The 19582-nt window shown below is 62.3% G+C and carries 14 protein-coding genes; all 14 read left to right on the forward strand.

Annotated features, from left to right (window positions below):
• Nucleotides 1–351 precede the first annotated feature (351 nt).
• The 14 genes from V3W27_RS01570 to V3W27_RS01635 all read left to right on the forward strand — a co-directional run bounded on the left by V3W27_RS01570 (nt 352) and on the right by V3W27_RS01635 (nt 19559).
• Entirely contained in the window at nt 352–774 is a 423-nt protein-coding gene (locus V3W27_RS01570; RefSeq protein WP_115988605.1) for a hypothetical protein, read from the forward strand.
• A 69-nt stretch (nt 775–843) separates the two neighbouring features.
• Nucleotides 844–2631, forward strand: coding sequence for a type VI secretion system baseplate subunit TssF (gene tssF / locus V3W27_RS01575; RefSeq protein ID WP_115988606.1), 1788 nt, complete (start codon nt 844–846; stop codon nt 2629–2631).
• The gene (gene tssG, locus V3W27_RS01580) at nt 2595–3602 is read left to right on the forward strand and encodes a type VI secretion system baseplate subunit TssG (protein WP_041071592.1); all 1008 of its coding nucleotides are present in this window, start codon (nt 2595–2597) and stop codon (nt 3600–3602) included. The genes tssF and tssG overlap by 37 nt, the downstream gene beginning before the upstream one ends.
• Nucleotides 3603–3613: 11 nt before the next feature.
• On the forward strand, nt 3614–6271 hold the full coding sequence (tssH, locus tag V3W27_RS01585; RefSeq protein WP_027610385.1) for a type VI secretion system ATPase TssH: 2658 nt from the start codon (nt 3614–3616) through the stop codon (nt 6269–6271).
• 10 nt (nt 6272–6281) lie between these two features.
• Nucleotides 6282–7802 (forward strand): sigma-54 interaction domain-containing protein, encoded by a 1521-nt coding sequence (locus V3W27_RS01590; RefSeq protein WP_330205778.1) that lies wholly within the window; start codon nt 6282–6284, stop codon nt 7800–7802.
• A 333-nt stretch (nt 7803–8135) separates the two neighbouring features.
• Nucleotides 8136–8276 (forward strand): hypothetical protein, encoded by a 141-nt coding sequence (locus V3W27_RS01595; RefSeq protein ID WP_003229566.1) that lies wholly within the window; start codon nt 8136–8138, stop codon nt 8274–8276.
• A gap of 18 nt (nt 8277–8294) precedes the next feature.
• Entirely contained in the window at nt 8295–9488 is a 1194-nt protein-coding gene (gene tagH / locus V3W27_RS01600; protein ID WP_330205779.1) for a type VI secretion system-associated FHA domain protein TagH, read from the forward strand.
• Between the two features lie 5 nt (nt 9489–9493).
• On the forward strand, nt 9494–9994 hold the full coding sequence (gene tssJ / locus V3W27_RS01605) for a type VI secretion system lipoprotein TssJ (protein WP_007962325.1): 501 nt from the start codon (nt 9494–9496) through the stop codon (nt 9992–9994).
• 2 nt (nt 9995–9996) lie between these two features.
• Nucleotides 9997–11328, forward strand: coding sequence for a type VI secretion system baseplate subunit TssK (gene tssK / locus V3W27_RS01610; RefSeq protein ID WP_007962327.1), 1332 nt, complete (start codon nt 9997–9999; stop codon nt 11326–11328).
• Nucleotides 11329–11333: 5 nt separating this feature from the next.
• Entirely contained in the window at nt 11334–12209 is an 876-nt protein-coding gene (gene icmH, locus V3W27_RS01615; RefSeq protein WP_003229559.1) for a type IVB secretion system protein IcmH/DotU, read from the forward strand.
• Nucleotides 12210–12222: 13 nt separating this feature from the next.
• The gene (tssM, locus tag V3W27_RS01620; RefSeq protein WP_330205780.1) at nt 12223–15762 is read left to right on the forward strand and encodes a type VI secretion system membrane subunit TssM; all 3540 of its coding nucleotides are present in this window, start codon (nt 12223–12225) and stop codon (nt 15760–15762) included.
• A complete protein-coding gene (locus V3W27_RS01625; RefSeq protein ID WP_027610389.1) occupies nt 15762–16490 on the forward strand; it encodes a PP2C family protein-serine/threonine phosphatase in 729 nt (242 codons plus the stop codon). The genes tssM and V3W27_RS01625 overlap by 1 nt, the downstream gene beginning before the upstream one ends.
• Nucleotides 16487–17488, forward strand: a complete 1002-nt coding sequence (locus V3W27_RS01630) for a serine/threonine-protein kinase (protein ID WP_027610390.1) — start codon at nt 16487–16489, stop codon at nt 17486–17488. The genes V3W27_RS01625 and V3W27_RS01630 overlap by 4 nt, the downstream gene beginning before the upstream one ends.
• 28 nt (nt 17489–17516) lie before the next feature.
• The gene (locus tag V3W27_RS01635; RefSeq protein ID WP_330205781.1) at nt 17517–19559 is read left to right on the forward strand and encodes a type VI secretion system Vgr family protein; all 2043 of its coding nucleotides are present in this window, start codon (nt 17517–17519) and stop codon (nt 19557–19559) included.
• Nucleotides 19560–19582: the final 23 nt, after the last annotated feature.

Genomic DNA, 19582 nt, shown 5'->3' on the forward strand with positions numbered 1-19582 from the left:
TTGTTGTGTCTGTCATGCGGAATTATCCTGCTAGTTCGACGGTAATCAGCCCATCCGGCCGATACGTTATGGAAAACGTGCGGGTTGGGAAAATTCTTACCCTCGGTGGAATGGCCTATTTGAGAGTTATTGACAGGCAAAATCCGCAAGAAGTTTATCGTACCCCATTGTATGACACTCAGTCGTTGGATATGAGGACGTCAGAGAATGAGTCAACTGTCGGTATTGCATGGATATATTTTAATAAGAGTAAGAGAACGTTCGAGATAGCGATGCCTCAATGGGAAAGCCATTGGTTGAATATGTTCATCAGTAATACACCCTACGAGATTCTGGAAAATTGATAGAAGTATGAACAGCTACGTTCGTCTCACCCTATGCTTATTAATCCACGCCCTCGGATGCGTGGCTTATGCATTTTTGAATGACGCGGTTGTGCATGCTTACAGGCTTTTTAACGGCGGATTTACCTCCCATGGTGTCGCCATCGGTATTGCGAGTTACGCACTGTTTTACATTTTTCTGGGCGTCAACCTGATCGTTGCGCTGATTCCAGGTCTGGTCGCCAAGCTGGCCATCCTTTTTCTGATGGTGGGCTTCATCCTGCTCTGGATGCTACCCGACAACCCGTTAAGAGCCCTGTTTTACGGCGTAGCTCAAGGCTGCGTCACGTTGCTGGCGATCCTCACCACTCAAGTCATCGAGTTGCGTTGGGCTTTGCGAAACATCGCAGGTCGCATTCAGCCAAGTCAGCCTGCAGGTGCAATCCAATGACCAGGTCGGACATCCAGCGTAATCCGCAGGACAGTTATTCCATGAGTTCCACTACCAGGCAGGTAACCCGTGTCCTTTAACCACTACTACCAAAGCGAACTCACCGCACTGCGCCAGTTGGGCCGCCGTTTCGCCGAGCGTAGTCCCGCGTTGGCGCCGTTCCTGGGCCAGGCCGGGCGGGATCCGGATGTGGAGCGGTTGCTGGAAGGCTTTGCGTTCCTCACCGGGCGGCTGCGGCAGAAGCTCGATGACGAGCTGCCGGAGCTCAGCCATTCGCTGATGCAGCTGCTGTGGCCGAACTACATGCGCCCGCTGCCGGCGTTCAGCATTTTGCAGTTTGATCCACTGAAGCGTTCCGGGCCGGCGCTGGTGGTCGAGCGCGATACGCCGATCGAAAGCAAACCGATCGAAGACGTGCGTTGCCGCTTCCGCACCTGCTACCCGACGGAAGTCCTGCCGTTGGACTTGGCCGCGCTGAACTACTCGGTGAAGGGCGACGGCTCGCTGCTCAGCCTGCGTCTGGAAATGAGCGCCGACGGTCACCTCGGTGAGCTGGAACTGAGCAAACTGCGCCTGCACTTTGCCGGCGAGCGCTACATCAGCCAGATGCTGTATCTGAGCCTGCTGCGCAACCTGGAAGGCATTGAGCTGATCCCGCTCGACGGCGCCGGCAAGCCGATCGATGGCGTGTCCGGCAAGCCGATGGCGTTCAAGATTCCCGGTGACCGGGTCAAGCCGGTGGGCTTTGCCGAAGAAGAAGCGTTGATCCCGTATCCGCTGAACACCTTCCGTGGCTATCGCTACCTGCAGGAATACTTCGCCTTCCAGGACAAGTTCCTGTTCGTCGACGTCAACGGTCTGGACATCCTCAAGGCGCTGCCGGAAGACACCCTCAAGCAGATGCGCGGCCTGGAATTGCGTTTTGATATCCGCAAGAGCGGGATCATGCGCATGCGGCCGACCCTGGATAACGTGAAGCTGTTCTGCACGCCGATTGCCAACCTGTTCGCCCACGACGCGCTGCCGATCCGACTCGATGGCAAACAGGATGAATACCTGCTGCTGCCGGCGGAATACGATCTGGAAAACTGCGGTGTGTTCTCGGTGGAAACCGTGACCGGCTGGAAGCCCGGCGGCCTCGGTTATCAGGAGTACGTGCCGTTCGAATCCTTCGAGCATGACCCGAGTTTCGACGTGCCCAACAGCCGTCCGCATTACAGCATCCGCCAGCGTTCGTCGTTGCTGCATGACGGCCTCGACACCTACCTGAGCTTCGGCATCCGCCACACCGAAGCCCACGAAACCCTGTCGATCGAGTTGATCTGCACCAACCAGAACCTGCCGCGCAAGCTCAAGCTCGGCGACATCTGCATGGCCTGTGAAGAGACCCCGGAGTTCCTCAGTTTCCGCAACATCACCCCGGCCACGTCGAGCTTTGCGCCGCCGCTGAACCGTGACTTCCTGTGGAAGCTGATCAGCAACATGTCGCTCAACTATCTGTCGCTGGCCGACGTCAACGCGTTGAAGGTGATTCTCGAAACCTACGACCTGCCGCGCTACTACGACCAGCACGCGGAGAAGGTCAGCAAACGCCTGCTCGGCGGCCTCAAGCACATCAAGCACCACCATGTGGATCGGCTGCACCGTGGCTTGCCGGTGCGCGGTCTGCGCACCGAACTGACCATCGACCCGGAAGGGTATATCGGCGAAGGCGACCTGTTCGTTTTCGCTTCGGTTCTTAACGAGTTTTTCGCGCTTTACGCCAGTCTCAATTCGTACCACGAGCTGCGGGTAAAAAGCACACAGGGAGAGGTGTACCAATGGACACCACGTATGGGCCTGCAGCCCCTGCTTTAAGCGGGCTGACCAAGGTAATACGCGAGTACTCGCTGTTTCAGGCCGTGCTGCTGGTGATCGACCGGCTGCGCGAGGCGCACCCGTACCTGAGCGAAGACGATCTGTACGATCAGGTGGAGTTCCAGGCCAACCCGAGCCTGGGCTTTCCGCGCAGCGACGTCGATCGCGTGGAGTTTTTCGAAGAGCACGGGCAGATGCGCGCGCGCATGCGGTTCAACCTGATCGGGCTGGTCGGCTCCGGTTCGCCGCTGCCGGCGTTCTACGGCGAGCAGGCTCTGGGCGACAGCGAGGACGGCAACCCGACGCGCAACTTCCTCGACCTGTTCCACCATCGCCTGCAACGACTGATGCTGCCGATCTGGCGCAAGTACCGCTATCGCGCCAGCTTCCAGAGCGGCGCGATCGACCCGTTCTCGTCGCAGCTGTTTGCGCTGATCGGTCTGGGTGGCGACGAGATCCGCAAGGCCAAGGAACTGAACTGGAAGCGCCTGCTGCCGTACCTTGGTCTGCTCAGCTTGCGGGCGCACTCGGCGGCGCTGATCGAAGCCGTACTGCGTTACTACTTCAAGCACGAAGACCTGGTCATCGAGCAGTGCATCGAGCGCCGCGTGGAGATCCTCGACGAGCAGCGCAACCGCCTCGGTCGCGCCAACAGCCTGCTCGGTGAAGACCTGGTGCTGGGCGAGCGGGTGCGCGACCGCAGCGGCAAATTCCGCATTCACATTACCGAACTCGACTGGGAGCGATTCCACGAATTCCTGCCGATCGGTTTCGGTTACCAGCCGCTGTGCGCGCTGGTGCGGTTCACCTTGCGTGACCCGCTCGATTACGACATTCGCCTGGTGCTGCGCCCGGAAGAAATCCGCGAACTGCGCATTGGTGAGAAGAACGACTGTCGCCTGGGGTGGACCAGTTGGCTGGGCTGCGAAAAAGCAGACGGCGTGGTCACCCTGGGCAGCAAAATTCATTAAGGACGTGAGCCATGATCAACGTAGACCTGCAACAACTCATCCAGGCGCTGGACGCCGAAACCCGTCGTGACCTGGAACGTTCGGCCGAACGTTGCGTGGCCCGTGGCGGCAGCAAGATCCTCGTTGAAGACCTGCTGCTGGGGCTGCTGGAGCGTCCGAACGGCTTGCTGTCGCGCGCCTTGCAGGATGCGGATGTCGATGCCGGTGAACTGAGCGCCGCACTGCAATCTCGCGTTGAACACAGCGCCTCGCGCAACCCGGTGTTCGCCCCGGAACTGGTGCAATGGCTGCAAGACGCACTGCTGGTGGCGAACCTTGAACTGGGTCAGACCCAGGTCGAAGACGCTGCGCTGATCCTCGCGCTGCTGCGCAACCCGATGCGCTACGCCGGCAGCCGTTACCAGCCGCTGCTCGCCAAGTTGAACATCGATCGCCTGAAGGAATTTGCCTTGTCGCAACAGGAGCAACCGGCCGCTAACGGCAAGCCGGCGGCGCAGGGCGAATCGCTGCTGCAGCGCTTCACTCACAACCTGACCCAACAGGCCCGCGACGGCAAACTCGACCCGGTGCTGTGCCGCGATGGCGCGATTCGACAGATGGTCGACATCCTCGCCCGTCGCCGCAAGAACAACCCGATCGTGGTCGGCGAGGCTGGCGTGGGTAAGACCGCCATCGTCGAAGGCCTGGCCTCGCGCATCGCTGCCGGTGAAGTGCCGCAGGTGCTCAAGGGCGTCGAGCTGCTGTCGCTGGACATGGGCCTGCTGCAGGCTGGCGCCAGCGTCAAAGGTGAGTTCGAGCGTCGCCTCAAAGGCGTGATCGACGAAGTCAAAGCCTCGCCGAAACCGATCATCCTGTTCATCGACGAAGCCCACACCCTGATCGGCGCGGGCGGCAATGCTGGTGGTTCCGACGCGGCCAACCTGCTGAAACCGGCACTGGCCCGTGGCGAACTGCGCACCATCGCCGCTACCACTTGGGCCGAGTACAAGAAATATTTCGAGAAGGATCCGGCGCTGGCTCGGCGTTTCCAACCGGTGCAGTTGCATGAGCCGACCGTCAGCGAAGCGGTGACCATTCTCCGTGGTCTGGCGCAAGTCTACGAAAAGAGCCACGGCATCTACCTGCGGGATGACGCGGTGGTCTCCGCTGCCGAGTTGTCCGCCCGCTATCTGGCCGGTCGCCAACTGCCGGACAAAGCTGTCGACGTGCTCGACACCGCGTGTGCCCGCGTGCGCATCAGCCTCGCCGCCGCCCCGGAAAGCCTCGAACGCCTGCGTGGCGAACTGGCCGAAGGTGGCCGTCAGCGTCAGGCCCTGCGTCGCGATGCCGAGGCTGGTCTGCTGATCGACCACGAAGCGTTGGATGCGCTGGAAGCGCGGCTCGACGAGGCGGAAAGCGAAATGGTCGCGCTGGAAACCCTGTGGACCGAACAGAAGCAGTTGGCCGAGCGCCTGCTGGAACTGCGCCAGCAACTGGCCAAGGCTCGCGAAGCTGCCGCCGTCGAGCCGACCGTCAGCGTTGAAGAAGACGCCGAAGGCACGGTGATCGAAACCATCGCCGCCGAGGTCGAGGAAGGCCAGAGCGTCGAAGCGCTGGAAGCCGAACTGCACCAGACCCACAGCGCCCTGACCGCTGCGCAGGTCAAAGAGCGTCTGGTCAGCTTCGAAGTCTGCCCGCGTCTGGTGGCCGAAGTGATCAGCGCCTGGACCGGCGTGCCGCTGGCGCAACTGGCCCGCGAACACAACGCCAAGGTCGCGAGTTTCGCCACCGACCTGCGCACGCGCATCCGTGGTCAGGAACAAGCCGTGCACGCACTGGATCGCTCGATGCGCGCCACTGCCGCCGGCCTGAACAAGCCTGACGCACCGGTCGGCGTGTTCCTGCTGGTCGGCCCGAGCGGCGTCGGCAAGACCGAAACCGCGCTGGCCCTGGCTGACCTGCTGTACGGCGGCGACCGTTTCATCACCACCATCAACATGTCCGAATTCCAGGAGAAGCACACCGTCTCGCGTCTGATCGGTGCGCCACCGGGCTACGTCGGTTACGGCGAGGGCGGCATGCTCACCGAAGCTGTGCGCCAGAAGCCGTACTCGGTGGTGCTGCTCGATGAAGTCGAGAAGGCCGATCCGGACGTGCTCAACCTGTTCTACCAAATCTTCGACAAGGGCGTGGCCAACGACGGCGAAGGTCGCGAGATCGACTTCCGCAACACCTTGATCCTGATGACCTCGAACCTCGGTAGCGACAAGATCAGCGACCTCTGCGAAAACGGCGCCCGCCCGACCGCCGAGCTGCTCGAAGAGACCATTCGCCCGGTGCTGAGCAAACACTTCAAACCGGCGCTGCTGGCGCGGATGAAAGTGGTGCCGTACTACCCGGTGGGCGGCCCGGTGCTGCGCGAGCTGATCGAGATCAAACTCGGTCGTCTCGGCGAGCGCCTCAACCGCCGTCAGCTGGATTTCAGCTGGTGCCAGAACCTCGTCGATCACCTGTCCGAGCGCTGCACGCAAAGCGAAAGCGGCGCGCGCCTGATCGACCATTTGCTCGATCAGCACGTGCTGCCGCTGGTGGCCGACCGCTTGCTCGATGCGATGGCCACCGGTGAAAGCCTCAAGCGTGTGCATGCCACGCTCGACGGCAACGCCAGCGTGACGTGCGAGTTCGCCTGAGGTGGGTGTGATGTTCACTCAAGTGCCGCAGCCACTGGTCTATGCCGAAGCCTTGCTGGCGCAGTTCGCCAGCCTGTCGCGCGCGGCGGACGGTGCTGCGCTGCTGGGTGACTTCGTGCGTGGGCTGGCCGAACTGAGCGGTTGCGAACTGACCCAGCTGTACCTGCTCGACGCCACCCACACTTGCCTGGGGATGAACGCCGAATGCCTCGACGGCGCGCTGCAACCGCGCGCCGCCACCAGCCTGCCGGCGGACTACAACGGTGAGCAGCTGCTGCAGTTTGCCCTGTGTCAGAACCGTGTGGTGTGCCTGGACGACCTGAGCGGCAGCCTGCACGAAACCAGTTTTCTGCCGGCCGTGGCGACACCGTGGCAATCGCTGCTGTGCGTGCCGCTGGTCAATCAGCACAAAGCGGTCGAAGGCTTGCTGCTGTGCGCCAGTCGTCGTCGCGTTGACCTGCAAGGATTTGCCGATTCGCTCGGTCAGCTCGGCTCGTTCGTGCTCGGTCAATTGCACTTGCTGCAGCGTCTGCGTCAGCCGCAGGCAGAGTCGGCCACGGTGGCGCGCAGTGTGCCGAGCATCAGTGGTTACGGCCTGATCGGCAAAAGCGCCGCCATGCGCCAGACCCATTCGCTGATCAGCAAAGTCCTGCACAGCCCGTACACCGTGCTGTTGCGCGGCGAAACCGGGACCGGCAAGGAAGTCGTGGCCCGAGCGATTCACGATTGCGGCCCGCGCCGCTCTCAGGCGTTCATCGTGCAGAACTGCGCGGCCGTCCCGGAAAACCTGCTGGAAAGCGAACTGTTCGGCTATCGCAAAGGTGCTTTCACCGGTGCTGACCGTGACCGCGCGGGGCTGTTCGATGCGGCCAACGGCGGCACGCTGTTGCTCGACGAGATCGGTGACATGCCGCTGTCGCTGCAAGCGAAGATTCTGCGGGTGTTGCAGGAGGGCGAGATTCGCCCGCTGGGTTCCAACGACACGCACAAGATCGATGTGCGCATCATCGCCGCGACCCACCGCGATCTGTCGACGCTGGTCAGCGAAGGCAAATTCCGCGAGGACTTGTATTACCGCCTCGCACAATTCCCGATCGAGCTGCCGGCCCTGCGTCAGCGCGAAGGCGACATCCTCGAACTGGCTCAGCACTTTGCCGAGAAGACCTGCGCGTATTTGCAGCGTGATCCGGTGCGCTGGTCGAGCGCGGCGCTGGAGCACCTGTCCGGTTACACCTTCCCCGGCAACGTGCGCGAACTCAAGGCACTGGTCGAACGCGCGGTGCTGTTGTGCGAGGGCGGCGAGTTGCTGGCCGAGCATTTCTCCCTGCGCATGGAGCCGATACCGGAAGACCACAGCGGCCTGAATCTGCGCGAGCGCCTGGAAAAGGTCGAACGCACGCTGTTGCTCGACTGCCTGCGCAAGAACGACGGCAACCAGACCCTCGCTGCCCGCGAACTGGGCCTGCCGCGCCGCACGCTGCTGTACCGCCTCGGGCGGTTGAATATCAATTTGGGTGACTTCGATGGTTGACGTGAAATTGATCGCTGCGTCGAGCCGTATTCCTGTGGCCAATGATTTGCTTGGGGCTTGCAGATTACCTGTGGCGAGGGAGCTTGCTCCCGCTCGGCTGCGCAGCAGTCGCGACCCGCAGAGCCCGGTTTCCCTGATGCAGCGCAGCGTCTGGTTTCGGGGCCGCTTCGCAGCCCGGCGGGAGCAAGCTCCCTCGCCACAGAGGATCGGTATATCCCTTGTGATGGCTCGAAGGCCCCGATGTAGAGCCTTCGAGACTACTCAAAGAATTAATTTCAGCGCCGCCCGCAAGGGTCGGCGCTTTGTGCTTTGTCTACCCCTGGAGACCCTCTGATGTCTGTTCGTCACTGGCACGCTGTCCTGCTGACCCTCGTCGTTCTATGCGGCCTTGGCGGCTGTAGCGGCAATTACAAATTCAACGACAACGACTATCGCCCGTTGGGTGATCCGCAAGCGGTCAATCGCGGCAAGTGACCGCAAGGAGCATCAAACATGGAACTGGTTTTCGAAATGCTGAACACCAAGCAGTTCGTGCCCACCGAGTTGTGCCAGAAGACCTTCAAACAGGCCGGCGGCGTGATCGGGCGGGGCGAGGACTGCGACTGGATCATTCCTGACCGCAAGCGGCATCTGTCCAATCACCACGCGATTGTCAGCTACCGCGAGGGCACGTTTTTCCTCACCGACACCAGCAGCAACGGCGTCCAGGACGGCGGCAGCGGCGCACGCCTGCACAAGGGCGAACCGGTGCGCATCGAGCACGGCAGCACCTACGTGCTCGGTGACTTCGAGATTCGTGCGCGGCTGGTGCGTGACCCGGCGACCTTCGACGGTGAAGTCGGTCGTCCGCGTGCCGCCGGCAGCATCATTCCGGACGACGCCTTCCTCGATCTTGATCCGCTGAACGCGATCGAACAGCAAGAGCGCGTCTATTCGGAGATCGACGAACTGTTGGCACCGACCGCCAAGCCCGAGGACTCCCGTCAGCGTGCCGACTACGCGCGCATCGACATGGAAAGCCTGATGGTGCCGGAGCTGATCGCCCCGGTTGAGCCCGAGCCAGCTCCGGCCCCGAAAGCCGTCGAGCGTCAGAGCGAAGGTTTCTGGGAGCATTTCGGCGCGGCGCTGGGCGTGGATGTCAAAGGTCTGGATCACGACGCCCGCGAAGCCTTGGCGCTGAATGCCGCGCGTCTGCTGCGCCAGAGCATCGGCGGTTTGCAGCAGAGCCTGCGCACTCGTTCGGAGCTGAAGAACGAACTGCGTCTGGCCCAGACCACCGTGCAAGGCACCAACAAGAACCCGCTGAAATTCGCCGTCGATCCGAGCGAAGCGCTGGAGATTCTGTTGCAGCCGCACAAGCCCGGGCACTTGCCGGCCGAGCAGGCGATCTCCCGTGCATTCCGCGATCTGCAAGCGCATCAGGTCGCGCTGCTCACCGCCAGCCGCGCCGCCGTGCGCGGCACGCTGGAGCACTTCTCGCCAGAGCTGTTGACCCTGCGTTTCGAGCGCGACAACAAGCCGTTGATCGCCACCTCGGGCGGACGCTGGAGAGCGTTCGGCCGTTACCACCAGGCCCTGCGTCAGGACGATGACTGGAGCGAGCGTCTGCTGGCCCGCGACTTCGCCCAGGCCTACGAAGAACAGATCCGCCTGATCTCCACCCTCCACACCGACCACCAAGGATGATGCGCATGTCTCGCCGCTCGACCGCTTTTTTCAAGACGCTGACTGCGCTCACCGTGCTGGTGCTGCTCGCCGGTTGCTCGTCGCTGTCGCCGTACTCGAAAGTGACCAAGATCAATCTGAAGCTGACCGGCAGCGATCAGCTCAACCCGGACCTCAACGGCCGTCCTTCGCCGATCGTCGTGCGCCTGTTCGAACTCAAGCACCCGGTGACTTTCGAGAACGCTGATTTCTTCAGCCTCTACGAGCGCGCCAAGGAATCCCTCAACCCGGATCTGGTGGCCAGCGAAGAACTCGAACTGCGCCCGGGTGAAACCGTGGAAATGAAACTCAGCGTGGAGGAGGGCAGCCGCTACGTCGGCGTTCTCGCTGCGTACCGTGATCTGCCGGAAACCAAGTGGCGCTACACCGTTCAGGTCACCCCGCTGGAGCTGACCGAGGCCGATCTGACCCTCGATCAGGCCGGTATCCGCAACACCCATGAAGCGCTCGCCAAGGCGGATGACTGAACATGAATACCCATAAAGTCATTTGGCAGGAAGGCATGTTGCTGCGGCCGCAGCACTTCCAGCACAACGATCGCTATTACGATCACCAGATGAAAACCCGCACCCAGTTGCTGGGTGGCTACACCTGGGGTTTCCTCAATCTGGAGATCGACCTGCAGTTCCTCAACATGGGCAAACTGGTGATCAGTGCCGCCTCGGGGATCCTGCCGGACGGCAGCCTGTTCGAACTCGGCGGCAACACCGAGCCGCTGGCGCTGGACGTGCCGCCGAACACCGGTAACACGCCGATTTACCTGGCGCTGCCGCTGGTCACCGGGAACCACATCGAAGCGCGCCGCCCGGAGCAGTCCGACGTGCTCGCACGTTATACCGCGTACGACGCCGAAGTGGCCGACTCCAACGCCGGCGATGATTCCGCCAGCCAGGTCAGCTGTGGCCGCCCGGATTTCAAACTGTTGCTCGGCGAGCAGCAGAGCGATCAGGCCTACGTGAAGCTGAAAATCTGCGACGTACTCGACACCACGCCTGATGGCGTGATCAGCCTCGATCCGGATTTCGTGCCGACCTACATCCAGGCTCATGCTTCCAGCTATCTGCTGTCGTGCCTCAAAGAAGTCATCAGCATGCTCAACCACCGGGGCGACACGATTGCCGAGCGGATTCGCTCCAATGGCAAGGTCGGCGGTGCTGAAGTCGGCGACTTCATGATGCTGCAACTGATCAACCGTACCGAACTGCTGCTGCGCCATTACCTCGGTCTGGAGCAAGTGCACCCGGAAGAGTTGTACCGCACGCTGCTGACCATGCTTGGCGATCTGGCGACCTTCTCCAGCGACAGCAAGCGCCCGCGTCTGGACAGCCGCTATTCCCACGCCGATCAGGGCGCGAGCTTCCGCAAACTGATGGAAGCGATTCGTCAGGTGCTGTCGATGGTGCTCGAACAGCACGCTATCGAACTGATCCTGCAAGCGCGTCAGTACGGCATCATCGTGTCGCCGTTGCACGACCACAAACTGCTCGGCTCGGCGTCGTTCGTGTTGGCGGCAAGTGCCAACTGCGACTCCGAAGAACTGCGCCACCGCTTGCCGGCGCACCTCAAGGTCGGCCCGGTGGAGCGTATCCGCCAACTGGTCAACCTGCACTTGCCGGGGATCAAGGTCAAACCGTTGCCGGTGGCCCCGCGGCAGATCGCGTTCCACTCGAACAAAACCTACTTCATCCTCGAACTCAGTTCCGAAGACCTGGCGCAACTCGAGCGCTCCGGCGGCTTCGCGTTCCACGTGTCCGGCGAATTCGCCGAGCTTGAACTGAAATTCTGGGCCATCAGGAACTGACCGCCATGATCAAGGAAACGGATTACAACCAGGACGACAAAACCGTCCTGCTCGATCGTCAGGGCCACGGACCGGCAGCCAGTCCGCTGACCGACTTCGCCGCGCCGCCGCGCTTCGAGCAACTGGAAGAACGGATGATCTACGCCGCGCGCCTGCGCCCGGCGGAGGCGTTCAACATCAGCCTCAATTCGCTGGTGGCGGCGTCGTCCGAACTGCTCTCGGAAGTGGTGCGCCTCAAGCACAGCGAAACCCGCGAAGACCTCTACGCGCTCAACGAGCGCCTGACCGCCGGGCTCAAACTGTTCGAAGTGCGCGCCCTGCACAACGGCGCCGAAAGCAGCCAGGTGATGGCTGCCCGTTACGTGCTCTGCACCGTGGTCGACGAAGCTGTGGTGACCACGCCGTGGGGCAACGAAAGCGAGTGGTCGCAGATGAGCCTGCTCAGCAGCTTCCACAACGAGACCTTCGGTGGCGAGAAGTTCTTCCAACTGCTTGATCGGTTGTCGAAGAACCCGGTCAAGCACCTGCCGATGCTTGAGCTGATGTACCTGTGCCTGTCCCTCGGTTTCGAGGGCAAGTACCGCGTGCAGGCGCGTGGCATGCTTGAGCTTGAAGGCATCCGCGACGCCCTGTACCGGCAGATCCGTCAGTTGCGTGGCGACGTGCCGCGCGAGTTGTCGCCGCACTGGGAAGGCCTCAACGATCAGCGCCGCAACCTGGTGCGCATCGTGCCGGCTTGGATGGTGGTGCTGTTCACGCTGGTCTGCCTGGTGGTGATGTATTCGGGCTTCGCCTGGGTCCTGGGCGAGCAGCGCGACACCGTTCTGCAACCTTATCAGCCGCTTGATCCGGCCGCGGTGCAACCGCAGTCGCAGCCGTAAACAGGGACGTGTGATGAAAAAGTTTTTCAAGAAAGTCGGCGCCTTCCTGCGCCAGACCTGGGTCTGGACCCTGCTGCTGGTGCTGTTCGTGGCACTGCTGGTGTGGTTCGTCGGCCCATTGTTGGCGGTGGATGACTACAAGTTCTGGGAAAGCGCGACCTCGCGTCTGCTGACCATCGCCGTGTTGTTCCTGATCTGGGGCCTGACCATGGTCTTCGTCAGCTGGCGCGCGGGCATCCGCAAGAAAGCCGTCGAAGAAACCGAAGATGGCCAGGATCGCATCCGTCGTGACGAGCTGATCGAAGAAGAGCAGAAAGAGTTGAAGGCGCGCTTCAAGGACGCGCTGAAAACCCTGAAGACTTCGAGCCTGTATCGCGGCCGCAGCGAACGCTGGCGCAACGATTTGCCGTGGTATCTGCTGATCGGTCCTCAGGCTTCCGGCAAGACCAGTCTGCTGGACTTCTCCGGGCTGGAATTCCCGATCAACAAGATCGACCGCAAGCTGACCCGCGACACCCTCGGCACCCGTCATTGCGACTGGTACTTCGCCGATCACGGTGTGCTGATCGACACCGCCGGGCGCTACACCACCCAGCCGGACGCGGAAGTCGACGGCAATGCCTGGACCACCTTGCTCGAACTGCTGCGCAAGCGTCGTCGCGGGCGTCCGTTGAACGGTGTGCTGGTGACCATTCCGGTGGAATCGCTGATCGGTGGCAGCGAGCAGGACATCGACACCCTGGCGCGCCAGGTGCGCGGTCGCCTGCAAGACGTCTATCAGAAACTGCACGTCGACGTGCCGGTGTATCTGGTACTGAGCAAGGCGGACAAGCTGCTCGGGTTCGACGAGTTCTTCGATCAACTGACCCGCGAAGAAAGCGATCAGGTGCTGGGTACCAGTTTCCGCAAGGATCAGGTCGGCACCGACGTCGCGGTACTGCGCGGCGAGTTCGAAGAGCTGCTGCGGCGCCTGAACAATCAGGTGATCATGCGCATGCACTCCGAGCGCGATACCCAGCGCCGTGGCCGCATCCTCGACTTCCCGCATCAACTGGGGCAGATCGGCGAGCGCCTGTGCCTGTTCGTCGATATGGCGTTTACCGGCAACCGCTACCAGCGCGCGTCGCTGCTGCGTGGTTTCTACCTGACCAGTGCTCCGCACCTGACGCAGGAAATGGACGCGACCACCGCCGGCATCGGCGCCAGCCTCGGCATGAGTGCCGGCGTGCTGCCGACCCTGCGCAGTGGCCGTTCGCGCTTCATCCATCATCTGTTCAGTCGGGTGATTTTTCCGGAGTCGGATCTGGCCGGCCTCGACAAGCGCGAGCGCAGCCGCATCCATTGGGGCCAGCGTGCTTTGTACGTCGGCGCACTGGCGGCACTGGCGCTGTTCGGCATGCTCTGGGCCGGTGGTTTCTCGGCCAACTACGAGCGGCTGGAAAACCTGCGCACACTGGCGCAGAACTGGGCTCAGCAGCGTTCGGCGCTGACCCCGCGCGATGATGCGATGGGCGTGCTGAAAACCCTCGATACAAGCTACGCCGCGACTCAGGTGTTCCCGAAGAAGGACGACGTCTCGTACCACGAGCGTGGCGGTCTGTATCAGGGCGAAGACGTCAATCCGGTGGTCAAGCAAGCCTACGAACATGAGCTCGAAGCGCAATTGCTGCCACGGGTCGCGACGATGCTCGAAGGGCAGATCCGCGCCAACATGAAGGACCGCGACAAGCTGCTCAACAGCCTGCGTGCGTACCTGATGCTGAACATGAAAGACCGTCGTGACGCGGCGTGGCTCAAGGACTGGGTCGCCACTGACTGGTCGCAGCGTTATACCGGCAACACCGCGGTGCAGAATGGTCTGAACACCCACCTTGAGCGCCTGCTGAAGCAGCCGTTCATCTACCCGCTGAACGATCAACTGGTGACTCAGGCTCGTCAGGTGCTGCGCGCCGAATCGCTGGCCACCGTGGTCTACCGCATGCTCCGCGAGCAGGCGCGCAACCTGCCGGAATACCGTTTCAGCCAACACCTCGGCCCGCAGGGCTCGCTGTTCATCGGCACCGAATACGTGATCCCGGGCTTCTACACCCAGCAGGGTTATCAGCAGTACTTCTCGGTGCAGGGTTCGGCGCTGGTCACCGACATCCTGCGTGACAACTGGGTGCTGGGCGAAGGCGCGGGCATCAGCGACATGGACTTGCGTCGCCTGATGGTCGAACTGGAGCAGCTGTACTTCCGCGACTACGCCAACTACTGGAGCGAGGCCGTTGGCCAGGTGGCCTTGCCGCCGATCAGCGACGCCGGTGAAGGCGCCGAGCAACTGGCGGGCCTGACGTCGGCCAACTCGCCGGTGCTGGCGTTGCTCACTGAAGTGCGCGAGAACACGCGCTTCCCGGCTGCTGCCGATCCGGTGGACGAAGCCGGTGATGCCGCCGATGCACTGGCAGGGCAGAAGGGCAAACTGGGCAAGGTCGGCAAACTGGCGTCTGCCGTGGCGGACAAGGCTTCGGCGATGGCCGTGGCGAAGAGCCTCCCGGACACCGCGAAGAAGTCGCTGCAACGTCGCTTCGAGCCGCTGCATCGTTTGCTGGATGACAACAACGGCCCGGCCGCAGACCTCACCCCGGCCATCAGCGCGCTCAACGACCTGCAACTGCAACTGTCCGGTCTGGCCCGTTCCAGCACGCCGGAACAAGCCGCGTTCGAAATGGCGAAAACCCGCATGAGCGGCCAGCGTGATGCGCTGACCAACCTGCGTGCGGCCTCGGGTCGCCTGCCGCGTCCGCTGAGCGTGTGGTTCAACGTGCTGGCCGAAGACTCGTGGCGCTTGGTGCTCAACGATGCTTACCAATACCTGAACGGCCGTTATCAGAACGAGCTGTACAGCGTGTATGGCAAAACCATCAGCAAGCGTTATCCGTTCAGCGCCAGCAGCACCAGCGACGTAGCGATCAGCGATTTCCGCGAGTTCTTCCGCGCTCAAGGCACCGTCGATCGCTTCTTCGACAGCTACATGCGTCCGTTCGTCAGCGGTGATCCGGGCAACTACCGGATGCGCAGCGTCGACGGTCACAGCCTGCCGGTGTCGAAGATGTACCTCGACCAGATGGCAGCAGCCCTGACCATTCGCCAGAGCTTCTTCTCGATCAACCCGGCCGAGCCGACCGTGCAGTTCAAACTGGAGCCGTACACCCTCGATCCGGCGGTGAGCCGTTCCGAGTTCAAGTTCGGCGACAAGACCATGGAGTACCGCCACGGTCCGATCCTGCCAATGACGTTCAAGTGGCCGACCGACGCTGAAGACGGTCGCACCAGCCTGGTGATGGACAAGATGGCCGGGCGTCCGATCGGTATCGAGAAGAACTCCGGCCCATGGTCGCTGTTCCGTCTGTTCGACCTGATGCAGACCGAGTACCTGACCGGTCGCGACGTGCTGGTGCTGAAAGCCGACGTGGGTGGCCTGCGTGCCAACTACCTGCTGACCAGCCAGCGCACGCCGAACCCGTTCGACATGGGCGTGCTGCGTACCTTCCGTATGCCGGTGCAGCTCTGATGCTGGTGGCCAGTCCCTGGCGCAGCGCGGCGCGTACCGACCCGGGCAAGGTGCGGGCGCGCAACGAAGATGCCTTCCTCGACTCGCCACAGCAGGGGCTGTGGGTGGTCGCGGACGGCATGGGCGGTCATCAGGGTGGCGACATCGCCAGCCAGTTGATCGTCGCCAGCCTGGCTGAATTGCCGCAACACGAGGACTTCGACGAGCGCCTCAAAGCCATCCGCCAGTGCCTGCACTGGTTGAATCGGCGTTTGGGGCAGGAGTTGACGGTCACCGCCGGACGCCACGACAGCATCATGGGCAGCACCGTCGTGGCGCTGCTGGTGGAAGGCAATCGCGCGGCCTGCATCTGGGCCGGCGATAGCCGTTGTTACATGTGGCGCGGGCAGCGGCTGTATCAGCTGTCCAAGGACCATTCGCTGCAGCAGCAACTGATCGACGAGCAACAGATGAGCGTCGAACAGGCGGCAGCGCACCCGGCGGCTCAGGCCTTGACCCGAGCCGTCGGTGCGGCCGAACAGCTGACCCTGGATGTCCTCGAACTCGAGGTCTATCCGGGCGATGCGTTTTTGCTGTGCAGCGATGGTTTGTATCAGGGCCTGAGCAGCGATGCCCTCGGCAACGCCCTCAGCCTCAGCGCGCCGCATGTGGCGCTGGAACGTCTGTTCGACGGCGCCCTGCGGGGCGCCGCCCGGGACAACCTGACTGCCGTGGTGATCCGCCAATGACTGAAATCGAATCCTCAGTCGATGACTTGCTGATGAGCGAAGAGCAGGCCAGCAACCTGACCTACTTCGCCTTCGCCAAGGCAAACAACGCCGAGCCGTTGCTGGCGCCGACCAAGGCCAGCATCGGTGCACTGCCGGACGTACTCGCCGGCCGCTACCACCTCGAGCGTCTGCTCGGGGCGGGCGGCATGGGCGCGGTCTACCGGGCGCGAGATCTGCTGCACGAGCAGTTCGGCGATCCCGACCCTTACATTGCGCTGAAAATCCTCAGCGAAGAATTTGCCGAATCGCCGGACGCCAGTGCCTTGCTTTACAGCGAGTTCGCCCTGACCCGACGCCTGCGCCACGACAACGTCGTGCGTGCGCACACTTTTGAAGTCGATACCGACTGCCAGCGGGCCTTCATCACCATGGAATACATGCGTGGCCTGACCCTGGACAAATTGCTCTGCGAGCGGCCTCTCGGCCTGCCGTGGAAAGAAACGCGCGACATCGCGTTGCCGCTGCTCGACACGCTGGCCTACGCCCACCGTCGCGGCGTGCTGCACGGTGACATGAAACCGAGCAATGTCATGCTCAGCGAAGACGGCCTGCGCCTGTTCGACTTCGGTCTCGGCCAGGCAGACGAGGGCGTGTTGCCCGGCCTGCCGCACCTGAGCCGCGAGCGCTTCAACGCCTGGACCCCGGGCTACGCCGCCCCCGAACTGCTTGAGGGCCAACCGTTGTCGGCCAGCGCGGACGTGTACGGCGTGGCTTGCGTGATCTATGAACTGGCGAGCGGCAAACACCCGTTCCGCCGCTTGCCCTCGACCCAGGCCCGCGACGAGCACCTGGAGCGCGAGCTGCAAGCCCCGGCGAACTTACCGAAACACGGCTGGCCAGCGCTGCGAACCGCGCTGAGCTTCAATGCGGCAGAACGCACCATCACTGCCGATCAATTGCGTGACGCCTTGGGCGCCACTTCGTCCTGGCTGCAACGGTTGCGACTTCGGGCGTAACGGACGACATTCGAACAGGGAGCGCTTTATGTTCAACCCAGCTAACGAAACCCACTTCAGCCTCAAGGTCGAAGACTACGTGGGCGACCTGCAAGTGCTGTCGTTCACCGGCACCGAAGGCATCAGCCAGCCGTTTCGTTTCGACCTCGAACTGGTCAGCGAAAACCCCGATCTGGACCTGGAAAAGCTCCTGCACAAGCAGGCGTTCCTCGCATTCGATCCACAGGGCTCGGGCATCCACGGCCAGATCTACCGCGTCGCCCAGGGCGATGCCGGCAAGCGCCTGACCCGCTACAAGGTCTCGCTGGTGCCGCAACTGCAATACCTGCATCACCGCACCAACCAGCGCATCTACCAGCAGATGTCGGCGCCGAAAATCATCGCGCTGATCCTCGACGAACACGGGATCAAGGGCAACGCCTACAGCTTCCAGCTGAGCCAGCCTTGCCCGGATCGCGACTACTGCGTGCAGTACGACGAAACCGACCTGCACTTCGTCCAGCGCCTGTGCGAAGAGGAGGGTATTCACTACCACTTCCAGCACAGCGAAAAGGCTCACCTGCTGGTGTTCGGTGACGACCAGACCGTCTTTCCCGACCTCGGCCAGCCGACTGCTTACATACAGGGCAGCGGCATGGTCGCCGAAGAACCGGTGATCAAAGGCTTCAAACTGCGCCTGGAAACCCGCACCAGCCGCACCACGCGCCGCGACTACGACTTCGAAAAACCGCGCCTGCAGATGGAAGCGGCTTACAAACCGGATGGCGAGAGCACTGAACCGGATCTCGAAGACTACGACTACCCGGGCCGCTTCATCGACCGCGCGCGCGGCAAGTTCCTCAGCCAGCGCGCCCTCGAACGCCATCGCGCCGACTACCGCCAGGCCGAAGGTCGCGGCGACCAGACCAAACTGGTCAGCGGTCACTTCATGGCCATGTCCGACCACCCGCGCAGCGAGTGGAACGACCTGTGGCTGCTCACCGAAATCTTCCACGAAGGCAAACAGCCGCAAGTCCTCGAAGAAGGCGTGACCAGCGACACCACCGACAACAAGGACGACTTCCACCAGGGCTACCGCAACACCTTCCTCGCCACCCCGTGGGACGTGCTCTACCGCCCGGCCCTCGAACACCCGAAACCGCGCGTGCTCGGCAGCCAGACCGCCATGGTCACCGGCCCCAAAGGCGAAGAAATCCACTGCGACCAATACGGCCGCATCAAAGTCCAGTTCCACTGGGACCGCGAAGGCCTGGCCGACGACAAGACCAGCTGCTGGCTGCGCGTCTCCAGCTCCTGGGCCGGCGACCGCTACGGCGCCATCAGCATCCCGCGCATCGGCATGGAAGTCCTCGTCACCTTCCTCGAAGGCGACCCCGACCAACCCCTCGTCACCGGCTGCCTGTACCACAAGGAAAACCCGGTGCCGTACGCCCTGCCGGCAAATAAAACCCGCAGCGTTTTCAAAACCCTCAGCTCCCCGGGTGGCGGCGGCTACAACGAACTGCGCATCGAAGACAAAAAAGGCGCCGAGCAGATCTACATCCACGCCCAGCGTGATTGGGATGAAAACATCGAGCACGACCAGAAGATTCGTGTCGGTAATGAACGTCATGACACGGTGGTGAAGAACACTTACACCGAACTCAAGGCTGAAGAACACCGCACGACGATCTCCGACCGCAAGATCGAAGCGAAGCTGGATGATCACCTGACGGTTGGGCAGAACCAGCATGTGAAGCTGGGCACGGCGCAGCTGACCAGCGTGGGGAAAGAGATTCACCTTAAGGCTGGGGACAAGATTGTTATCGAGGCGGGGACAGAGCTGACGATTCTCGGGGGTGGGAGCTTTATCAAGCTGGATGGCGGTGGGGTGACGGTGGTTGGGCCGGTGGTGAAGATTAATGCGGGTGGGTCGCCGGGGAGTGGGACTGGCATCGGGATTAAGCCGCCGGTGCTGCCGGGGGCGGCAGATAAGGATAAGGCGGGGAGTTTGATGGATCAGGCGCTGTTGAATGCGTCTGAAGAGAAGATCAAACGCAAACCGAAGCGGATGCTTAATTTTTCTGGTTAAGACATCGACGGCAATCCAAGCCA

This window comes from Pseudomonas sp. AM14(2022), from assembly GCF_036346455.1.
Taxonomy (GTDB): domain Bacteria; phylum Pseudomonadota; class Gammaproteobacteria; order Pseudomonadales; family Pseudomonadaceae; genus Aquipseudomonas; species Aquipseudomonas putida_A.

Bases quoted from the DNA above. Each gene is read 5' to 3' on its own strand.
- V3W27_RS01590 (WP_330205778.1), top strand. From the start codon at position 6,282: ATGTTCACTCAAGTGCCGCAGCCACTGGTCTATGCCGAAGCCTTGCTG.
- V3W27_RS01630 (WP_027610390.1), top strand. From the start codon at position 16,487: ATGACTGAAATCGAATCCTCAGTCGATGACTTGCTGATGAGCGAAGAG.
- tssG (WP_041071592.1), top strand. From the start codon at position 2,595: ATGGACACCACGTATGGGCCTGCAGCCCCTGCTTTAAGCGGGCTGACC.
- V3W27_RS01635 (WP_330205781.1), top strand. From the start codon at position 17,517: ATGTTCAACCCAGCTAACGAAACCCACTTCAGCCTCAAGGTCGAAGAC.
- V3W27_RS01595 (WP_003229566.1), top strand. From the start codon at position 8,136: ATGTCTGTTCGTCACTGGCACGCTGTCCTGCTGACCCTCGTCGTTCTA.
- V3W27_RS01625 (WP_027610389.1), top strand. From the start codon at position 15,762: ATGCTGGTGGCCAGTCCCTGGCGCAGCGCGGCGCGTACCGACCCGGGC.
- tagH (WP_330205779.1), top strand. From the start codon at position 8,295: ATGGAACTGGTTTTCGAAATGCTGAACACCAAGCAGTTCGTGCCCACC.
- tssJ (WP_007962325.1), top strand. From the start codon at position 9,494: ATGTCTCGCCGCTCGACCGCTTTTTTCAAGACGCTGACTGCGCTCACC.
- tssH (WP_027610385.1), top strand. From the start codon at position 3,614: ATGATCAACGTAGACCTGCAACAACTCATCCAGGCGCTGGACGCCGAA.
- tssM (WP_330205780.1), top strand. From the start codon at position 12,223: ATGAAAAAGTTTTTCAAGAAAGTCGGCGCCTTCCTGCGCCAGACCTGG.
- tssK (WP_007962327.1), top strand. From the start codon at position 9,997: ATGAATACCCATAAAGTCATTTGGCAGGAAGGCATGTTGCTGCGGCCG.
- icmH (WP_003229559.1), top strand. From the start codon at position 11,334: ATGATCAAGGAAACGGATTACAACCAGGACGACAAAACCGTCCTGCTC.
- V3W27_RS01570 (WP_115988605.1), top strand. From the start codon at position 352: ATGAACAGCTACGTTCGTCTCACCCTATGCTTATTAATCCACGCCCTC.